The sequence below is a fragment of the Acetanaerobacterium elongatum genome (assembly GCF_900103835.1).
In the GTDB taxonomy this organism is placed as follows: domain Bacteria; phylum Bacillota; class Clostridia; order Oscillospirales; family Ruminococcaceae; genus Acetanaerobacterium; species Acetanaerobacterium elongatum.
Genome location: NZ_FNID01000051.1, coordinates 1 through 16,570 on the forward strand (window position 1 = coordinate 1; position 16,570 = coordinate 16,570).

Sequence of the window (16,570 nt, forward strand, 5' to 3'; positions counted from 1 at the left end):
TAGGCATGCAAATTTGAAGTATAAGTATGGGAACAGGCATTTCTGGTGCAGAGGATATTATGTTGATACAGTAGGAAGAAATGCAAAAGTAATTGAAGAATATATCAAAAACCAATTACAAGAAGACATAGCTTCAGATCAAATATCATTCAAAGAATACATAGACCCGTTCACGGGTAGCAAGGAAACAAAGGCATGAAAAACGAACAGCCGCTTTAGCGGCTGCCCGTAATAGTAATGCGGTTGGCGGAACCATTCAGTGCGTCTTGAGACGCTGTGCCAGTAATATGCCCTTTTAGGGCTGGTGCATACCACCAGTTTAACTGGTGGTTTTGATTTTATACATAATTAAGGCGAAATCATAAAAATGGGTTTATCACCAACATGAAACATAATAGGATGAATAGTCCATTTTGTCAACAGTTCTTTTCTGCTATTGTATTCTTTATCATAAAACAATAATCGTAAAAGCAATTTAGCCTTCAGGAGTAAAACCATATGGCTGATAAATCGCGGCTTTGGACTTTGGATACTCTTTGGAAATCGGAAAGGTAGATTATCAAGTGCATCTTAGGATTAAAGACATTCGACAGGATAAGGACTTAACCCAGAAGCAGATAGCGGACTATTTGATATGTGACCAGTCGCTGTATTCTAAATATGAGAGGGGAGAGCGTGAGTTACCGCTGTATGTGGCAGTGAAGCTGGCGCAATACTATGAAGTCAGTTTGGATTATTTGGTTGGCTTAACAGATGAAACAAAGCCATACCCGAATAAAAGGGGATAGCCCCCATCTTAATGCCAGTGGATATTTGAATTAAATATAGCTTTACAAAAAACATACACCCTTAGCTTCGAGAAGAATCGAAATAGCGGGGGTGTTTTTCTTCGCAATATTTTTGGTATTTACAAAGAAATTCTAATTATATATAATAGAAAGCAGCATAAAAGTACATTAATATTTGTTATAAACGCATAGAATTAGTTGCCGGTACGGCAGCTAGAAAGCGTGTAATGGTGAAGATAATCTATTCAGTCATGGCGGCGGCCATTCTTGTGCTGTGCGCCTTACTTTTTAACCTGTTGAACACACCGGGAACAGAAAGTGCTGTTCCGCCGCAGGTTGAGCCGAAATACCACATACAGCTTATCACCCAAAACGCACCAAACCAGTTTTGGGCAGCCTTTAAAAAGGGCTCCCAAAGGGCGGGGGAGGATCTTGGCGTTTATGTGGAGTTGGTAGATATCGCGGGCCATGATACCGATACGATGGTACAGACCGTAGAAAAGGCGATTTATGCCAATGTGGACGCGGTAGCCCTGCAGGCGACCGATGTGGATAAAACCGGAGAGGTTTTTATGCGTGCCCGAAAAGAGAATATGAAGGTACTTACCTTTGAAAACGATAACTTCCTGGTGCCGAACACCTCCACCGTCGGTTCCAACAGCTTTAATATCGGGCTGGAGGCCGGAAAGATGGCCGTGGAGGTTTGCGGCGGAAAAGGCAGAGCCGTTGTGCTGATTAATGATGCCACCAACCAGAACAAAAGCCTGAAGCTTCAAGGCTTGATGGAGGCATTTTCAAGCTACCCGGATATGGAGATAGCCCAAACCCGCACACTGAATGCAGGCGTGTTCGAGGTAGACAAGGTGGTTAATGATATTCTCTTAGCCGGTGATGATATCAATGTTATCATCTGCACCGATGAACAGAGCACGCCCGGGGTGGCGCAGGTGCTGGTTGACGCCAATAAGGTGCGTGACATCGCGGTTATAGGCTATGGCGCTATGGAGCAGACCTTAAACTATATCGACCGCGGGGTTATCTACGGTACTGTATGCCCTGATGCAGAGGAGATCGGCTATAAAACGGTTAGCCAGCTTTATAATGCACTGAACGGTTCTGAGATTGGCGAAAAGCTTTATACCGATATCTACACTATTACGCAGGGAAATGTGAAGGACTTCTTAAAAACAGATAGTAAAAAGCAGTAGCATACGACACGAGCATGGCTTTGTCGGGATTGGCAGGCGGCATGAATAAGAAAAATGGGATGCGGTACCGTACCAAATTAATAGTATTCTTTCTGTTTTCTGCGGCTATTACCATGATGGCCTGCATCTATACCTATGTGTCGTCACAGCTGCTCATCCGCGAAACCTCGCAGATGTTCAGCAAGAACCTGGAGCTTGCGGCAGTATATAGCGAGCTTGGCGACATCCAGCAGGATATTCAGATATACCTTTCCACCAACAGCTCCGAGAGCCTGCTTTCGTATTACGACCGTGTAAACACCATCAGCTATAACGCAAACCGCATGATGGAAAATGCAAGCTATACTGCACGCGGTATAAAAACCATGAACATCGCCAATATGATTACCCACTACCTCAAGCAGGCAGACGGTGCGATGGTGGCCAAGCGCGGCAGAAATATCAATGATTATACCGAGTACTACGCTCAAACGGTAAAAGAAAACGCCTACATCATGTCTTATATTCAGGAGATCATGAGCAGTGATTTAATCGACAGCCTGAAGAAATCCGCCGAGATTAATCAGAAGGTGCAGAGCGCCACAATCTTTAATATTATCCTCATCCTCGGTGTGGTGGTGTTTGTATCGGTTGCCATTGTGGCCTTCAGTTTTGAGATTACACGCCCCATTACACAGCTTGCCAAGTACTCCAAGGAGATTTCCGACGGTAACTTTGATGTGGAAATAAAGCCCATCAAAGCGAGCGGGGAAATCAGCGTGCTGTATGGGGTATTTAACCTGATGGCGGTGAATATCCGTGAGCATTTTAATCAGATGCAGGAGAAACAGCGGCTGGAAAAGAGCTTAAGTGAACAGAAGCTCAACAACCTCAAAATCAAAAACGCACTGCGCGAATCGGAACTGCTGGCGCTGCAGTCGCAGGTAAACCCCCACTTTATCTTTAACACCATCAACATCGGTGCCAAGATTGCCATGATGCAGGGCGATAAGATTACCTGCACCTACCTCGAAAACGCGGCGGATATCTTCCGCTACAACCTTAAAGGCTTGGATACCCGCGCAACCCTGAAGGATGAGATTGAAAACGTGGTATCCTATATGTACCTGCTGCAAACCCGCTTTGGCGATTCGGTAGATTTTACGGTGAACATTAACGGTGATGAGAACCTTCTTGCCACCGAGCTGCCGCGCATGACACTGCAGCCGCTTGCCGAGAACGCCTATATCCACGGTATCAGCGAGCAGGAGGATGGCGGCAGTATAACGCTTACCGTAAGCGGCGATAACGAGCTTGTTACCGTAACGGTTGCCGATAACGGAAAGGGTTTGACGCAGGAGAAGATTGAAGAATTGCTTGCAGAACATGAGAGCGACGCGGAGCCGCGAGTAAAGCCCCCAAAGGCAGGCCACACAACCGGTATAGGGGTAGACAATGTGCTCAAACGTCTGCGCCTGTTCTTCGGCAGAAGCGATGTTATGGACATTCGCCGGGAAAACGGAGAAACCAAATTTATTCTTATGCTGCCCAGAGGGGTAAAGTCTGCGCCGGACGAAGAGATTGAATAATTGCCGAAGCTGAGGAGATAAAAACGCTGTGTACAGAACGCTTATAGTAGATGACGAACCCATCGCGGTACAATCACTGGAATATATTATTACTCGTAACCTGCCCGATATCGAGATTGTAGGCAAGGCGCGCTCCGGCCGCGAAGCCATTGAAAAGAGCTATACCCTTCGCCCGGATATCATCCTGATGGATATCAACATGCCTGGAATCAATGGGTTGGATGCCATGCGCCAGATACGAGCCGCAAACCCCGAGGTGCGGTTTATCGTTGCCTCGGCGTTTGATTACTTCGATTATGCGGTGGAGGCCGTAAACCTTGGGGTGGACGAGTATATCCTTAAGCCGGTGAAAGAGAGCAAGCTGATTGAGGCACTGCAAAAGGTGGTTGAGGTAATCGAGAAAAGCCGCACCCGTATCCGCCGAGAGCTGGAGATGAAGGAAAAATTCGAGCTGGTTATCCCAGCACTCGAGACCGGTTTTATCAACACCCTCTGTCTTTTTGACGATAACGCGGAGGAGCTGCGCTATTACTGCCACCTTTTTGAATATGAGCATATGGGTGGTTATGTACTGGCAATAGAGTTCAGCGATACCGAGAGTATGAGTAAAATCAGCGCCGGTGTTCGCAGCCAGAATCTTTACGATAAATACCGCGACATCTTAAAATCCAGCTGCAGATGCTTTGTCGGGCCGATGATGCTCAACCTACTGATTGTTTTTGTGTTTGATGAGAGTAAAAAGGGGGATTTTGAGCAGAAGGCCTCCGCCACAAGACTGGCTCAGAGCTTCGGAGACCGGGCCTCCGGCCTCGGACCTGAGATAGCTATCGGCATAGGGCGGCACTGTGCGGGGATGGAGGACGCAAAACGGTCTTACCGTGAGGCGTTGAGTGCCTTAAGGTTTATCAGCAATAAGCGAACCGGCAGCTACATTGTGCTGCATGCCGACGACCGTGTTGACGAGCAGAGCAGTGCGGCCACCGATTATGAGGAGCAGTTTGAAAAGAGTATCTATGCCAATGCCGCCACAGGCGATACCCATGCGGCACTTTTGGCGTTTGAAGAGATTTATGCCAGCATGTGTGCAGACCTTCTGCCGGAGTTTGATCTGCTGAAGAACAACTGCATCTCGCTGGTAGTGGGCTTCGGCAGACGCTGGGGCAAGGCGATCAGGAACTATGGCGAGGCCATCGGTGAGATGGTGAATGCGCAGAGTGAGGCACAATTAAAGGGTATCTGCCGCCGCTGCATAGAGGATGCCGTAAATCAGCTCGCCTCGGGCAAGCAGAAAAAGATTAGCTCCCTCATTGAGAAGGCAGACCAGTATCTTGAGAAGAACTTCGCCAGTGAGATTACACTGGAAGAGATTGCAAAAGAGGTAAACCTCAGCCCCTACTACTTCAGCCGCTTCTACAAGGAGGAAACTGGGGTGAATTTTATTGATAAGCTCACAACCATTCGGGTTGAAAAGGCAAAGGAGTATTTTATAAACACCGATTATTCTATCAAGGATGTTTCCAGACTGGTGGGGTATGTAGATCCGAACTATTTCTCTAAGCTCTTTAAAAAGGCCACCGGGGTAACGGCTACCGAGTATAAAGAGCAGTACGGAAGATAAGTACTGACAGAAGACAAGAAAGGCAGGGTAAATGGCGATGATACGTGCAAAAAGGCTCTTGTTTCGGGCGCTTGCTTTATCGGTTATACTGCCGTTGTTCTCGATGCTTAGCTATGGGTGCTCCGAGCAGGCTACCCATCCCGAACCGGGTTCGGATGACGGCAGGCTGCTGGTAGGTTTCTCAATGGCCACCTTTAAGGAAGACCGCTGGCTGCAAGACAGAGAACGCTTTGCTGCCAAGGCACAGCAGGCCGGGTTTGATGTAATCGTCACCAATGCCAATCAGGATTCCGAGCTGCAGTACAAGCAGGTGGCCGATCTGGTGCAAAAGGGGATTGATGTACTGGTTTTTGTGCCACAGGATTATGCCACAGCCTATGAGTGTACCAATCTCGCCAAAAAGGCGGGTATACCGGTAATCTCGTACGACCGTCTGGTGGCAAAAGGCAATGTAGATGCTTATATCTCGTTTGACAATGTGAAGGTGGGCAAGCTGCAGGGCGAAGCGCTCAGCAAGGCGGTTCCAGAGGGCGGGTACATTATCCTGAACGGTTCGCCGGATGATCATAACAGCGAAATGTTCCACAAGGGCTATTTAGAAGCATTACAAAGCTCGATTGATTCTGGCAAAATCAACATCGTTGCCGAAACATGGGTGCAGAACTGGACAAGGGAGAAGGCCTTCAGCTTTGTATCGGATGTACTAAAGAAATATCCCGATAAGGTCGATGCCATCCTTGCGGGCAATGATTCACTCGCATGGGGGGCAATCGATGCGCTTTCGGAAGCACGCCTTGCAAAAAAGGTAACGGTGGTGGGCCACGACGCCGACCTTGCCGCCTGCCAGCGTATTGTAGACGGCACGCAACTGATGACCGTTTACAAACCGATAAAATCGCTGGTGGAGAAAACCGCCGAGGTATGCAAGCTACTGGCAGAAGGCAAGAAACCCGATACCGACCAAACAATCAACGACGGTGCTTACAATGTACCGTATATTATGATTGACTGTATACCCGTTACCAGGGAGAACATAGACGAAACGGTAATCAAGGATGGTTTTCACCTGAAAGAGGATGTTTACCGCACGTTTGGTGAATCTAGTAAGCTCCCTAAAGAGTAGAATGGAATATGCTGAAGGTTAAACCGGGTTTATATGGCCTGAAAGGGTAATTTTTTTACGCTATATATTACAGGCTAATTGAGAAAGAGGTTTATTTGGCAATAAAGTACCTAGCCACAGCAATGGATTATATTGTATATCGTTCTTTTATAAGATACTATTGTAGTACACCATAAAAACCCTGTAACATAAATAAATCTTTTTCTTCATACTGGTTCCTTCCTCTTAGATTTTGTGTAACTGTAAACTGTTCAAAGCCGAAGACATTATTGCCTTCGGCTTTGAACAGTCTGGAAATAAAAGTACAAGGTAAAATGAAATGTGCAGGCATTACTGTCTGCACATTTCATTTTGCTTTTATGATACGATATTCGGTTGTAAGCGTTTTAGCTCCTGCACAAAGGTCTCAAGCTCTGCCTGTGTATAGGGGCGCTGCATAATCCGGTTAATCTCGGCTTCGGGATATCGCTCGGGTGGGCGGTAACGGTTGAGCACATAACGCGGCAGCAGGGGAAGCTCCTCGGACATCTGCACTAGGTCAGACAGTGAAAGCTGCGGTATCACGGTGGTACGAACCTCAAAGTCTGCGCCGCTTTCTTGCAGCAGCTGTATGGTTTTCAGCACGGCATCACCGTCTGCCCCCTTGCCGCAAATCTCGGGGTATCTTGCCTTTGGCGCCTTGTAATCTACGGCATAATAATCGCACAGCTGCTTTTCTACAATCGGTTTCAGCCTTTGCGGAAGAGTGCCGTTGGTATCCAGCTTCACCTTATATCCAAAGGATTTAATAAACCGTATAAAATCCTCAAGGTCCGGCTGAAGAAGGGGCTCACCGCCGGTAATCACCACACCGTCCAATAATCCTGCCCGTTTTGTTAAGAAGGCTTCAATCTCCAGCGGGTTAATGGCGGGGGGAACCTCCTCCAGCAAAAAGCGGTTGTGGCAGTAAAAGCAGTCCAAATTACAGCGGGGCAGAAACAGCACACACGAAACCTGCCCCGGAAAATCCACCAGAGAGCTTTTAATCAGTCCCGCGACGGTCATATGGCGGTATTCCTTTGCGGGGCTTCCCTGCGGGGTTCCTCCTGCCCGGCGGGTTCTGCATTCTGCCGTATCACATACTTTTTACGCTGCTCATATTCCTCGCGTTTGCCCTTATTAAAGTTCTGCACCGGCCTTAGGTACCCAACCACGCGGCTCCACACCTCGGTGGGTGCGCCGCATTCGGGGCAGGTGAAATGCTCGCCCGAGATGTAACCGTGGTCGTTGCACACCGAGAAGGTTGGGGTAAGCGAGATATAGGGAAGCTTATAGTTGGTGAATATCTTTTTAATCAGCAACTTGGCAGCGCGGGTATCCTTAATTTCTTCACCCAGGTAAAAGTGCAGCACCGTACCGCCGGTATAGAGCGATTGCAGCTCATCCTGAAGGTCAAGTGTTTCAAAGATATCATCAGTGTAGCCTACAGGCAACTGGGAGGAGTTGCTGTAATACGGCACACGGTCACCCGCCGTGATAATGGTGGGGTAACGCTCGGTATCAGCCTTGGCAAGACGATAGCTGGTACCCTCGGCGGGTGTGGCCTCCAGGTTATAATAATGACCGGTTTCGTCCTGTATATCCTTAATCACGTCACGCATATAGGAAAGCGTTCTTATGGCAAACCCCTGGCCCTCCTTGGTGGTGAGGTCGTATTCCTCGCCCAGCAGGTTCTGGCAGGCCTCGTTCATACCGATCAGCCCGATGGTATTGAAATGGTTGTACCAGTAGGAGCCGGTTCTCTGCTTTACATCCTTCAGGTAGTTGGCAGAATAGGGGTACAGGCCGCGTGCGGTCTGCTCCTCGATAACCTTGCGCTTAATTTCAAGGCTGTCCTTGGCGATGTTCATCTGTTGCCACAGTCTTGTGCAAAACTCCGACTCGCTCTTGGAAAGGTAGGCAAGCCGGGGCAGGTTAACGGTTACAACCCCGATAGAGCCGGTGAGCGGGTTGGAGCCGAACAGCCCGCCGCCGCGCTTGCGCAGCTCAGAGGTATTCAAACGCAGGCGGCAGCACATTGAAAGTGCGTCCTCAGGCGAAAGGTCGGAGTTTACGTAGTTGGAAAAGTAGGGGATGCCGTATTTGCAGGTGATTTCCATAAACTTTTCCACCACGGGGCTCTCCCAGTCAAAGCTCTTGGTAACATTGATGGTGGGTATGGGAAAGGTGAACACGCGCCCCTTAAGGTCGCCTTCCATCATCACATCGCAGAACGCGGTGTTTAACAGGTTCATTTCTTCCTGAAAATCACCGTAGGTTTCACTCTTAAGCTCGCCGCCGATGATGACGTTTTCTTCCTTGAGCGCACGTGGCACAACAATGTCAAAGGTCAGGTTGGAAAACGGGCATTGGAAGCCTACACGGGTAGGTACGTTAAGGTTGAAGATAAACTCCTGCAGCGCCTGTTTAACGGTTTTATAGTCCAGATTATCGTAGCGGATAAACGGAGCGCAGTAGGTATCGAACGAAGACCATGCCTGTGCTCCCGCGCTCTCGCCCTGCGTGGTGAAGGTGGAGTTGACAATCTGCCCTAAGAAGGTGCGCAGATGCTTGGGCGGGCTGGATTCCACCTTGCCGGGTACGCCGCCGAAGCCGTGCATGAGAATCTGGCGCAGATCCCACCCTGCGCAGTAGGGGCCGAAGAACCCGAGGTCGTGGATATGAATATCCCCGGACTGGTGGGCGGCGCGAATGGAATCGGTATATACTTCGTGCAGCCAGTAGTTCTTGGTAAACGCCTCGCGCACATAATTGTTCAAGCCGTTAATGGATTTCTGGGTGTTGGCATTTTCGTTAATCTGCCAATCACGGTCGTTCAAATACTCGGTAAACATATTGATAGTGGCGCCGATGAGCGCGTTTGATTCACGCGCCGAACGCCGCTTTTCACGGTAAAGGATGTAGGCCTTCGCAGTTTTTGCGTGCCCAGCTTCAATCAGTACCTTTTCAACTATATCCTGTATGCCTTCAACATCAGCAATCCCGTCGGGGTATTTCTGCTCGGCAATACGGATAACCTCCTGCGCAAGCCGCTCGGAGGTCATAAAGTCGTCGCCGCCTACGGCGGTTGCGGCCTTAAAGATCGCCAGCACAATCTTCTCTTTCTTAAAAGGTACGGTAGAGCGGTCGCGCTTAACAATCTGCGTCAGCATAGGTACATTACCCTCCAATTAGTACGTTTTGCACTTGCTACATGAAAGCGGTGTATTCGAAGTTTGCTCCCGAAGACACCGCATCCCCTTGTTGCATGTAAAAACAAAAAAAGTGAAAGCACAATATATTGGTGTTCGATGATTGATACTATACTATATGTTAATTCACGGCAATAAAAAAGTCAATGTCAAAATAGACAATTTAGTTAAAATATATTCTATTTTTACGTAGATTTTATGGAAATATAATACATTATAATTGTTCAAGTATATTAGTTTCTTTTCGCTCTTATCCTCATAACATTGTCGAATTGCACAATATTGTGTCATGGATAAATGAGGCAGAAATGGGATGCCGACAGCTTTTAAAGCATCTTGATACAACAAAGCACAAAACAATTACAATAATATACTTGAAGTATTAAATATCGACATAAAAAGCCGCCCTTCTCATAGAAAGAGGGCGGCTTACATCGAGCAAGGTATTACGGCTTAAATTCAAACAAGTCGCCCGGCTGGCAGTCCAACGCACGGCAGATGGCCTCCATAGTGCTGAGCTTAACGGCACTCACCTTATCATTCTTAAGGTTTGAAAGGTTTGCAATGGTAATACCAACGCGTTCCGAAAGCTCGTTGAGTGACATCTTGCGGTCGGCCATTACACGGTCAAGGCGGATGATAATCGGCATAAAAATAACCATCCCTTCATAAGATTATGCTCTTTGCCTGCATAGCCCAATAGCATTTACACGGTGGTATCGTGTTCCCACTGAAGGGTACAGCCGTAACGGAAGACCTCTGCCAGCACCAGAATGCAGATGGCCAGCAGCACGCCATCGGGTAGCAGGGTAAACTGAGCCTTAATGGCAATAACCGCGGTATCAATGCTGATTCCGTTTACAAACAGGTAGTTTGAAAGCTCGTGCAGATATGCCTGCCCAAGCACTACCCACCCGATGACGCGGATGCGTTTTACATTCGCGGCAGTAAACGGCGAACCGGTTTTTAATGATTTTACAATATTGCGCAGCATCCAGATGCTGATAAGCCCCGCGGCAAGCATACCGATGGTACCCACTGCGTGGGCCGGATTCGGCGCGCTGCCGGGCAGGGTAATTGTAAAGCCATCCATCTGCAATGTTGAGGCTGCCACATAATCCTGAACCTGCGGTACAAAGGTGCTTAATACTATCGCAACAAGCATAACGGCTGAATATCCCAGAGCAATCCAAAAGCCGATGCACACTACCAGCCGCAATACACGGTATGGTGTAGATTCTGTAAATTGATTATTCATGTCATTTTGTCCCTTCTCAAAATAAGCAATAATGCTCTTTACTGCTATTATAGAAGGACAATACCGATTTGTCAACAATTATTTATCGTATTACAATAAAAATTTTATTTGATAAGTAAAACGGATAGGCTTCTGTTTACCTATCCGTCCTGCAAGAAAATTTACATTACGTATTTTTGCACTAAATATATACAAATTCCGACTGCTCCCGCACCCAGCATGACATAGATGGGGCTGGGCTTAAATTTCATCAGCACAAACAGACACACCGCAAAAATCAGCACCGACGAAAGGTCAAAGCCGGAAAGTGCAATCGGCAAAGTGTCGCTGCCAAAGAACGACAGCAGCAGGATAGATACGCAAGCCGTAGCTATCATTGCTACAACGGCAGGCCTTAACCCCGCCAGCACCCCCTGCACCACGGTAAGGCTGCGGTACTTCATGTAAAAGTAGGCGAGCAACGTAACAATGATGCACGAGGGCAGAATACACCCCAGCGTTGCGACGAGTGCACCGGGCAGCCCGCCCAGCCTGGTACCCACAAAGGTGGCGGCATTAATGGCAATCGGCCCCGGTGTCATTTGCGAGATGGTGACGACGTCGGCATACTCGCTTAGGGTAAGCCAGTGGTTTAAATCAACAACCTCTTCCTTAATCAGCGGCAGAATAGCATACCCGCCGCCGATGCTGAACAGGCCGATTTTCATAAAAGAGAACAACAAATTCAGATATAAAGACACCTATGGCTCATGTCCTTTCCTTCAGTACTTTATAATTGTAAGAACAAACGAGTACGAATACGTTTGTTTATCTGCCCGTAGCACGTTTTTCTTTACGCATCGTGTAAAGGGTGGTTACGGCGCCCAGAAGGGCACAGACGATAATGATGAGGATAACACTGACATTAAAGAAGAAAGCAGCTGTAAAAGCAATAAGCATTACAGCAATGGGATACACCTTTTTCTGTTTAAAGATTCCCGCCGTCATGTTGATTACCACCTCGGCGATTACCGCGCCTACCCCGGCTTGCATTCCCTTGAGCATAGCCTTGATAATCTCGTTATCTTTAACCCATTCATAAAACAGGGTTATAACCGAAAGGAGGATGAGCGGCGGCAGCACGGTGCCCGTAATGGCAACCAGAGCACCCAATATGCCCGCAAGGCGGTAGCCCACCAGTATGGAGGCATTCACCGCAATTACGCCGGGGGAGGATTGTGCGATGGCGGTGAAGTCGAGCATCTCCTCCTCGGTAATCCAGTGGTATTGCTCCACAAACTTCTTTTTCATCAGTGTGACAATCACATACCCGCCGCCGATGGTAAAGGCGCTGATGGCAAAGGTGGAAAGAAAGAGCTTTAGGTAAAATTTTGCGTCTTTTTTCATTAACAATCCTTCTTCAAACTTTCTGGTTAAGCTGCATAAACCTTTAAGACGGCTCAAAAAGCAGCATGCCATTAGCTATTATAACACATTTCGATTCTTCTTTAATAGCGTGCCGATGATTCGCATGAATAATAAATAAATCAGGGAAATTATACATAATTATTTGCGGAAATAATTCCCTTTATGATAATTTTATGATAAAATATGTCTAACAGCAAAACTTGCCGGAATAAATAGTTAAAAGCTACAAATTGAATGGAGGGCATATTAATGTTTAAGACACTGTATCAAAAAATAGCAAAGAAAAACCGCGGCTTCACCCTTATTGAGCTGATTGTGGTTATCGCAATCCTCGGTATCCTGATCGCTATCCTTGTTCCGTCGATGATTGGGTTTATCAACAGCGCGAAAGAAGCCTCTGTTAAATCTACAGGTAAAACACTTTATACGGCAGCCCAAGCATATGTTACTGATTTAGTCCAGGTTAAAGGTCAAGGTGTTCCAGCCGCAAATGCTATTACAGTACCAGCTTTGCAAACGGCTAATCTGCTGAATCAAGGTTTAAAATCTGGAGCCTCCTTTGAAGTTACGGCTATTGATACAAAAGGTAATATTACCGGCTGTACCTATACCGAGAGTGGTATTGTAGTTACTTATCCTGCTGGTACCGTAGCTACTAAATAAATCTGAATTCAAATCACAGCTAGCGAAAAGCGTTTAAAATTATATTGATTTATAACAGCCAACGTACTCAAAACTTAGTATATTGGCTGTTTTCTTGTGGCTTTTGCATAATGCATTTTGATGCTTTCCTTAAGTTGGTTCTTTTAGATTAAAGGAGGAAGCAACCATGCTGGAGATTCTGTTGCTCATGCTTCTTTGCAAAACAAACAAAAAGAACGCCCTTGCGCGCGGGCGCAAGCCGGGCGGGTTTATTGCGCTTACCATCATTCTTTGGCTTGTGCTTGAATTTGTGGGCGCATTTATTGGTGCGTTTTTGGATATCGGCTACGGCATCTATGTGATGGCGCTGCTTTTTGCGGGCACAGGCGCTTTGATATCCTATCTGGCGGCAAAGAACTGCAAGCCGGGGAACTTTGTTGCGCAGGAGCAGGTGCGCACACAGGAGGTAATTAACAATGCACAGCCCCTGCTGGCCCCCATACCGCTTACCATCGTGCGCGAAGGCAGCCTTGTGGGAGCTGCGGTCAGCTGGTCGTTCAGCCTAAACGGGCAGCCGGTCGGCAGTCTTGGCAACGGCAAGGCTGTAACGCTATCCACTGCTCAGCGGCAGAATGTGCTGAGCGCCACTGATGTTTACGGATTTGGGATTACCCCGTATTATTTTGATGTGCAGGACGGCGTTGCGGCAGAGGTTCATTTCAAGGCCGGTAAATTTCTGCCAGGGCAGTCGGTGGGCGTATTTGCTGCAACCACGCCGGTACCCATGCCCGAAAGCTAAAGCAGTGATATGAGTGATATAACCGGCAGATGCCAGCCTAACGCTGCTTCTAGTAAGATTAAGATGACTTCCCGAGGTACTGTTCATTATGTTTTCAGTGACAGGGTACGTTTGTTTGAAATGATGGTGTTTTCGCTGATTGTGCTGATTGTGATAGGCATAATGCTATCTGCTTTTGCAACAGCGCTTGTCCGCGCGCAGGATGCTGCGCGGCGCTATACAGCGAGAACCCTGTACATGGCGGTTCAGGATTACACTGTGCATCAGCTCGATGCGGGCGTTGATATGAAGAAGCTGGAGAACCTCAATGAGAACAGTACCTTTTTACAAAAGTATGTTTCCGGGCCGATAAAGGGCCGGTTAAAGGTATATCTTACCGAACAGGGTGTAGTAAAAAGCATTGAGTACACCGAAAACGGCAAAACGGTAATACTTCCCTAAAGAAAAGCACGGCATAGCAGATATTGCTGCTTGTCGTGCTTTTTAGCGGTTAAATATTGCCAAAAGCCATCTGGCGCCGTATGTATTCGGCTTACTTACCTTTAATAGCCGGTGATGTAGTATTTTGGTTTACGGAACCTGGGTTAATAGCAGCAGGGGATACAGCGGATGAGTTTACAGTAGCCGGCGAAACATCAGATGAGTTTGTGGTCGCCGGGGAAACAGCCGATGAGTTTGTAGTGGCCGGAGATACGGCAGATGAGTTTGTAGTTGCTGGGGAAACATAATTTGTTTCCGGCTTATTTAAGTTAGACTTATTTAGCATGTAGAGCAGGCGAAGCGCGTGGACGTTTTCATCTGTTTGCGCCTGACAGTAGGCATTTCTCAATGGGCTGTTTGGGCAAAGCAGATTTTGGTCGCCGTATTTTCTGTAATCATTGCTTTCATCCAAAACCCTGCGTAACAAAATATCCCGGTAGGGCGCATTGAGGTTGGGCGCTTGAACATTGGGCGCATACGGGCATCCGTTCATGGTTTGGTAGATACACTGGAACTCCTCGGCATGACGCTGCTCATCCTGTGCAAACTCCAGCAGCATCATTGCATCATCAACGGGGGCCTTTTTTGCCAACTCCCGGTAAAGGGCGGCATCCTTCAGTTCTGCATCTATGTAGGTTCGAAGTCTTTGACATGTAGTCTGTACCACAGAATCCCCTTCTTTATTAGTTGTTTGATACAATATATTCCATAAAGAAGCGATTTGTGATTTGCGGCTTAAGGCAATCACTGAAAGACGTTAGCTTTTGTCTGTTAACCGTCAACAATTATAATACATATCCCTTTACACTACAATTCAAAGGATGACAGCATACGCATTGTTCAAAAATCCGCGTAGAAAGCTAAAAATCGCCGCCAGCAAACCATATAAAAATAAAGTGGATATCCCTCAGCTTTGGCTGGGATATCCACTTTATATACTGGTGCGCTCGACAGGAGTCGAACCTGCGGCCTTCAGAGTCGGAGTCTGACGCTCTATCCAACTGAGCTACGGGCGCATATATTACTGTCTGTAAAAACAAAATATAGTATAGCATACAACTTCTAAAAAGAAAAGATGAAAACGTCTAAAAAATCAGCAAGCGCCGGTGCTGCCGTATAGTATTGAATAAAGTTGGGTAAATGCAATCGGTTTGGTATAGTCTTTTGGCTGTGTGATTAACAGAGTTAGAATGGTGTATATTATTAACAGGAGTATACGAAGTGGCCTCAGGGTATTACATCTTACAATCTTAAACCTTCTTGACAGTTTTAAATGAAGCTGCATAAGCTATTTCGGGTATATTTTTCCTGTCACAGGTTAAATCGAATATTTTTGATTGTTCCCGATAGTGATTCAGACTGCAAAACCCAGCTGTATCAACACTTTATGCAGCTTTATTAAAAGAACAGTAAAAACCCCCTCGAAAAAAGCAAAAAAGGTGTTGACAAGGAGGAGGTGCTGTGATATTATAAATAAGCGCCTTACGGACGGGGACGAAACAGGGAACCGGAAAACGGCGCAAATAAGCCAAAAACGAGCGAAAAGCGAGCTGTAAAAAGCGAAGCGAAAAGCAAGTTAAAAGCTTACGATGCCAACCGAAAGTTGGCTATATGAACCTTGAAAATTGAACAACATGAAAACAAGTACAAACCCTGAAAATTCCAAACTGACGTAACAGTCAGATTGAATATTTCAAAACAAGCGGCAGAGCAGAAATGCTTTGCAAAACGCAAGTATTCGTAATTGAAAGAGCTTTCAAAAGCTTGATTGATGCGGTTAGATGTTTCGGGCTTAGGCCCGGAGCTTTTAATACAATTTAATTAAGAGTTTGATCCTGGCTCAGGACGAACGCTGGCGGCGCGCCTAACACATGCAAGTCGAGCGGGGTAATGTCCAACACAGAGTGGTGGAACGAAGCAGACAGAGAGCAGTTGGCGGCTAGAAAATATCGGCGAAGCCGATACCATAAACTAGCCACTAACAACGAATCTCTAGCTACTGCTAAGTAACATCCAACACTGTGTGTTGGATGTTACTTAGCGGCGGACGGGTGAGTAACACGTGAGCAATCTGCCTTTCAGAGGGGGATAACGTTTGGAAACGAACGCTAATACCGCATGATATACCTAGGTCGCATGACCTTGGTATCAAAGGAGCAATCCGCTGAAAGATGAGCTCGCGTCCGATTAGGTAGTTGGTGAGGTAACGGCCCACCAAGCCTGCGATCGGTAGCCGGACTGAGAGGTCGAACGGCCACATTGGGACTGAGACACGGCCCAGACTCCTACGGGAGGCAGCAGTGGGGGATATTGCACAATGGAGGAAACTCTGATGCAGCGACGCCGCGTGAGGGAAGAAGGTCTTCGGATTGTAAACCTCTGTCTTCGGGGACGATAATGACGGTACCCGAGGAGGAAGCCACGGCTAACTACGTGCCAGCAGCCGCGG

At 47.2% G+C, this 16,570-nt stretch carries 16 protein-coding genes, 1 tRNA gene and 1 rRNA gene; 10 read left to right on the forward strand and 8 right to left on the reverse strand.

All coding sequences use genetic code 11. From position 1 onward, the window contains the following. From BLR50_RS13360 to BLR50_RS13385, 6 genes are all read left to right on the forward strand, one after another. Positions 1-199, forward strand: a 199-nt coding sequence (locus tag BLR50_RS13360) for a transposase (RefSeq protein ID WP_205408659.1), incomplete at its 5' end; no start/stop codon positions are given. Positions 200-563: 364 nt separating this feature from the next. Further along, positions 564-788 (forward strand): helix-turn-helix domain-containing protein, encoded by a 225-nt coding sequence (locus tag BLR50_RS13365; protein ID WP_092643375.1) that lies wholly within the window; start codon positions 564-566, stop codon positions 786-788. 230 nt (positions 789-1,018) lie between these two features. Further along, a complete protein-coding gene (locus BLR50_RS13370) occupies positions 1,019-1,996 on the forward strand; it encodes a sugar ABC transporter substrate-binding protein (RefSeq protein ID WP_162840452.1) in 978 nt (325 codons plus the stop codon). Between the two features lie 41 nt (positions 1,997-2,037). Next, complete coding sequence (locus BLR50_RS13375) at positions 2,038-3,564, forward strand: sensor histidine kinase (RefSeq protein ID WP_162840453.1); 1,527 nt, start codon at positions 2,038-2,040, stop codon at positions 3,562-3,564. A gap of 28 nt (positions 3,565-3,592) precedes the next feature. Further along, positions 3,593-5,182 carry a response regulator gene (locus BLR50_RS13380; RefSeq protein ID WP_092643384.1) on the forward strand — a complete coding sequence of 530 codons (1,590 nt, stop codon included), beginning with the start codon at positions 3,593-3,595 and terminating at the stop codon, positions 5,180-5,182. A gap of 31 nt (positions 5,183-5,213) precedes the next feature. After that, the gene (locus BLR50_RS13385) at positions 5,214-6,305 is read left to right on the forward strand and encodes a D-xylose ABC transporter substrate-binding protein (protein WP_205408715.1); all 1,092 of its coding nucleotides are present in this window, start codon (positions 5,214-5,216) and stop codon (positions 6,303-6,305) included. A 357-nt stretch (positions 6,306-6,662) separates the two neighbouring features. Here BLR50_RS13385 and BLR50_RS13390 read toward each other — a convergent pair whose 3' ends face one another. From BLR50_RS13390 to BLR50_RS13415, 6 genes are all read right to left on the reverse strand, one after another. Further along, entirely contained in the window at positions 6,663-7,349 is a 687-nt protein-coding gene (locus tag BLR50_RS13390; protein WP_092643387.1) for an anaerobic ribonucleoside-triphosphate reductase activating protein, read from the reverse strand. Then, positions 7,346-9,496 (reverse strand): ribonucleoside triphosphate reductase, encoded by a 2,151-nt coding sequence (locus tag BLR50_RS13395; protein WP_092643390.1) that lies wholly within the window; start codon positions 9,494-9,496, stop codon positions 7,346-7,348. The genes BLR50_RS13390 and BLR50_RS13395 overlap by 4 nt, the downstream gene beginning before the upstream one ends. A 485-nt stretch (positions 9,497-9,981) precedes the next feature. After that, positions 9,982-10,185 carry a helix-turn-helix domain-containing protein gene (locus BLR50_RS13400; RefSeq protein ID WP_092643413.1) on the reverse strand — a complete coding sequence of 68 codons (204 nt, stop codon included), beginning with the start codon at positions 10,183-10,185 and terminating at the stop codon, positions 9,982-9,984. A gap of 56 nt (positions 10,186-10,241) precedes the next feature. Then, complete coding sequence (locus BLR50_RS13405) at positions 10,242-10,793, reverse strand: DUF2975 domain-containing protein (RefSeq protein ID WP_092643393.1); 552 nt, start codon at positions 10,791-10,793, stop codon at positions 10,242-10,244. Between the two features lie 161 nt (positions 10,794-10,954). Beyond that, positions 10,955-11,533, reverse strand: a complete 579-nt coding sequence (locus tag BLR50_RS13410; protein WP_278278018.1) for a chromate transporter — start codon at positions 11,531-11,533, stop codon at positions 10,955-10,957. Positions 11,534-11,600: 67 nt separating this feature from the next. Next, positions 11,601-12,179, reverse strand: a complete 579-nt coding sequence (locus tag BLR50_RS13415) for a chromate transporter (protein ID WP_092643396.1) — start codon at positions 12,177-12,179, stop codon at positions 11,601-11,603. Between the two features lie 270 nt (positions 12,180-12,449). Here BLR50_RS13415 and BLR50_RS13420 point away from each other — a divergent pair, with 270 nt between their 5' ends. From BLR50_RS13420 to BLR50_RS13430, 3 genes are all read left to right on the forward strand, one after another. After that, positions 12,450-12,863, forward strand: a complete 414-nt coding sequence (locus BLR50_RS13420; protein WP_092643399.1) for a type II secretion system protein — start codon at positions 12,450-12,452, stop codon at positions 12,861-12,863. 166 nt (positions 12,864-13,029) lie between these two features. After that, on the forward strand, positions 13,030-13,641 hold the full coding sequence (locus BLR50_RS13425; protein ID WP_092643401.1) for a hypothetical protein: 612 nt from the start codon (positions 13,030-13,032) through the stop codon (positions 13,639-13,641). A gap of 9 nt (positions 13,642-13,650) precedes the next feature. Beyond that, positions 13,651-14,082 carry a type II secretion system protein gene (locus BLR50_RS13430; RefSeq protein WP_143008128.1) on the forward strand — a complete coding sequence of 144 codons (432 nt, stop codon included), beginning with the start codon at positions 13,651-13,653 and terminating at the stop codon, positions 14,080-14,082. 91 nt (positions 14,083-14,173) lie between these two features. Here the strand turns inward: BLR50_RS13430 and BLR50_RS13435 are convergent, their stop codons facing one another. Both BLR50_RS13435 and BLR50_RS13440 read right to left on the reverse strand, forming a co-directional pair. Beyond that, complete coding sequence (locus BLR50_RS13435) at positions 14,174-14,788, reverse strand: ferritin family protein (RefSeq protein WP_092643407.1); 615 nt, start codon at positions 14,786-14,788, stop codon at positions 14,174-14,176. Between the two features lie 272 nt (positions 14,789-15,060). Beyond that, positions 15,061-15,137: transfer RNA gene (locus BLR50_RS13440), tRNA-Arg, on the reverse strand. Positions 15,138-15,938: 801 nt separating this feature from the next. Here BLR50_RS13440 and BLR50_RS13445 point away from each other — a divergent pair. After that, positions 15,939-16,570, forward strand: a 16S ribosomal RNA gene (locus tag BLR50_RS13445); the annotation flags it as partial.

Coding starts and splice junctions, on each gene's coding strand:
- BLR50_RS13425 (WP_092643401.1), top strand. CDS start 13,030: ATGCTGGAGATTCTGTTGCTCATGCTTCTTTGCAAAACAAACAAAAAG.
- BLR50_RS13395 (WP_092643390.1), bottom strand. CDS start 9,496: ATGCTGACGCAGATTGTTAAGCGCGACCGCTCTACCGTACCTTTTAAG.
- BLR50_RS13415 (WP_092643396.1), bottom strand. CDS start 12,179: ATGAAAAAAGACGCAAAATTTTACCTAAAGCTCTTTCTTTCCACCTTT.
- BLR50_RS13430 (WP_143008128.1), top strand. CDS start 13,651: ATGAGTGATATAACCGGCAGATGCCAGCCTAACGCTGCTTCTAGTAAG.
- BLR50_RS13375 (WP_162840453.1), top strand. CDS start 2,038: ATGAATAAGAAAAATGGGATGCGGTACCGTACCAAATTAATAGTATTC.
- BLR50_RS13405 (WP_092643393.1), bottom strand. CDS start 10,793: ATGAATAATCAATTTACAGAATCTACACCATACCGTGTATTGCGGCTG.
- BLR50_RS13385 (WP_205408715.1), top strand. CDS start 5,214: ATGGCGATGATACGTGCAAAAAGGCTCTTGTTTCGGGCGCTTGCTTTA.
- BLR50_RS13420 (WP_092643399.1), top strand. CDS start 12,450: ATGTTTAAGACACTGTATCAAAAAATAGCAAAGAAAAACCGCGGCTTC.
- BLR50_RS13400 (WP_092643413.1), bottom strand. CDS start 10,185: ATGCCGATTATCATCCGCCTTGACCGTGTAATGGCCGACCGCAAGATG.
- BLR50_RS13390 (WP_092643387.1), bottom strand. CDS start 7,349: ATGACCGTCGCGGGACTGATTAAAAGCTCTCTGGTGGATTTTCCGGGG.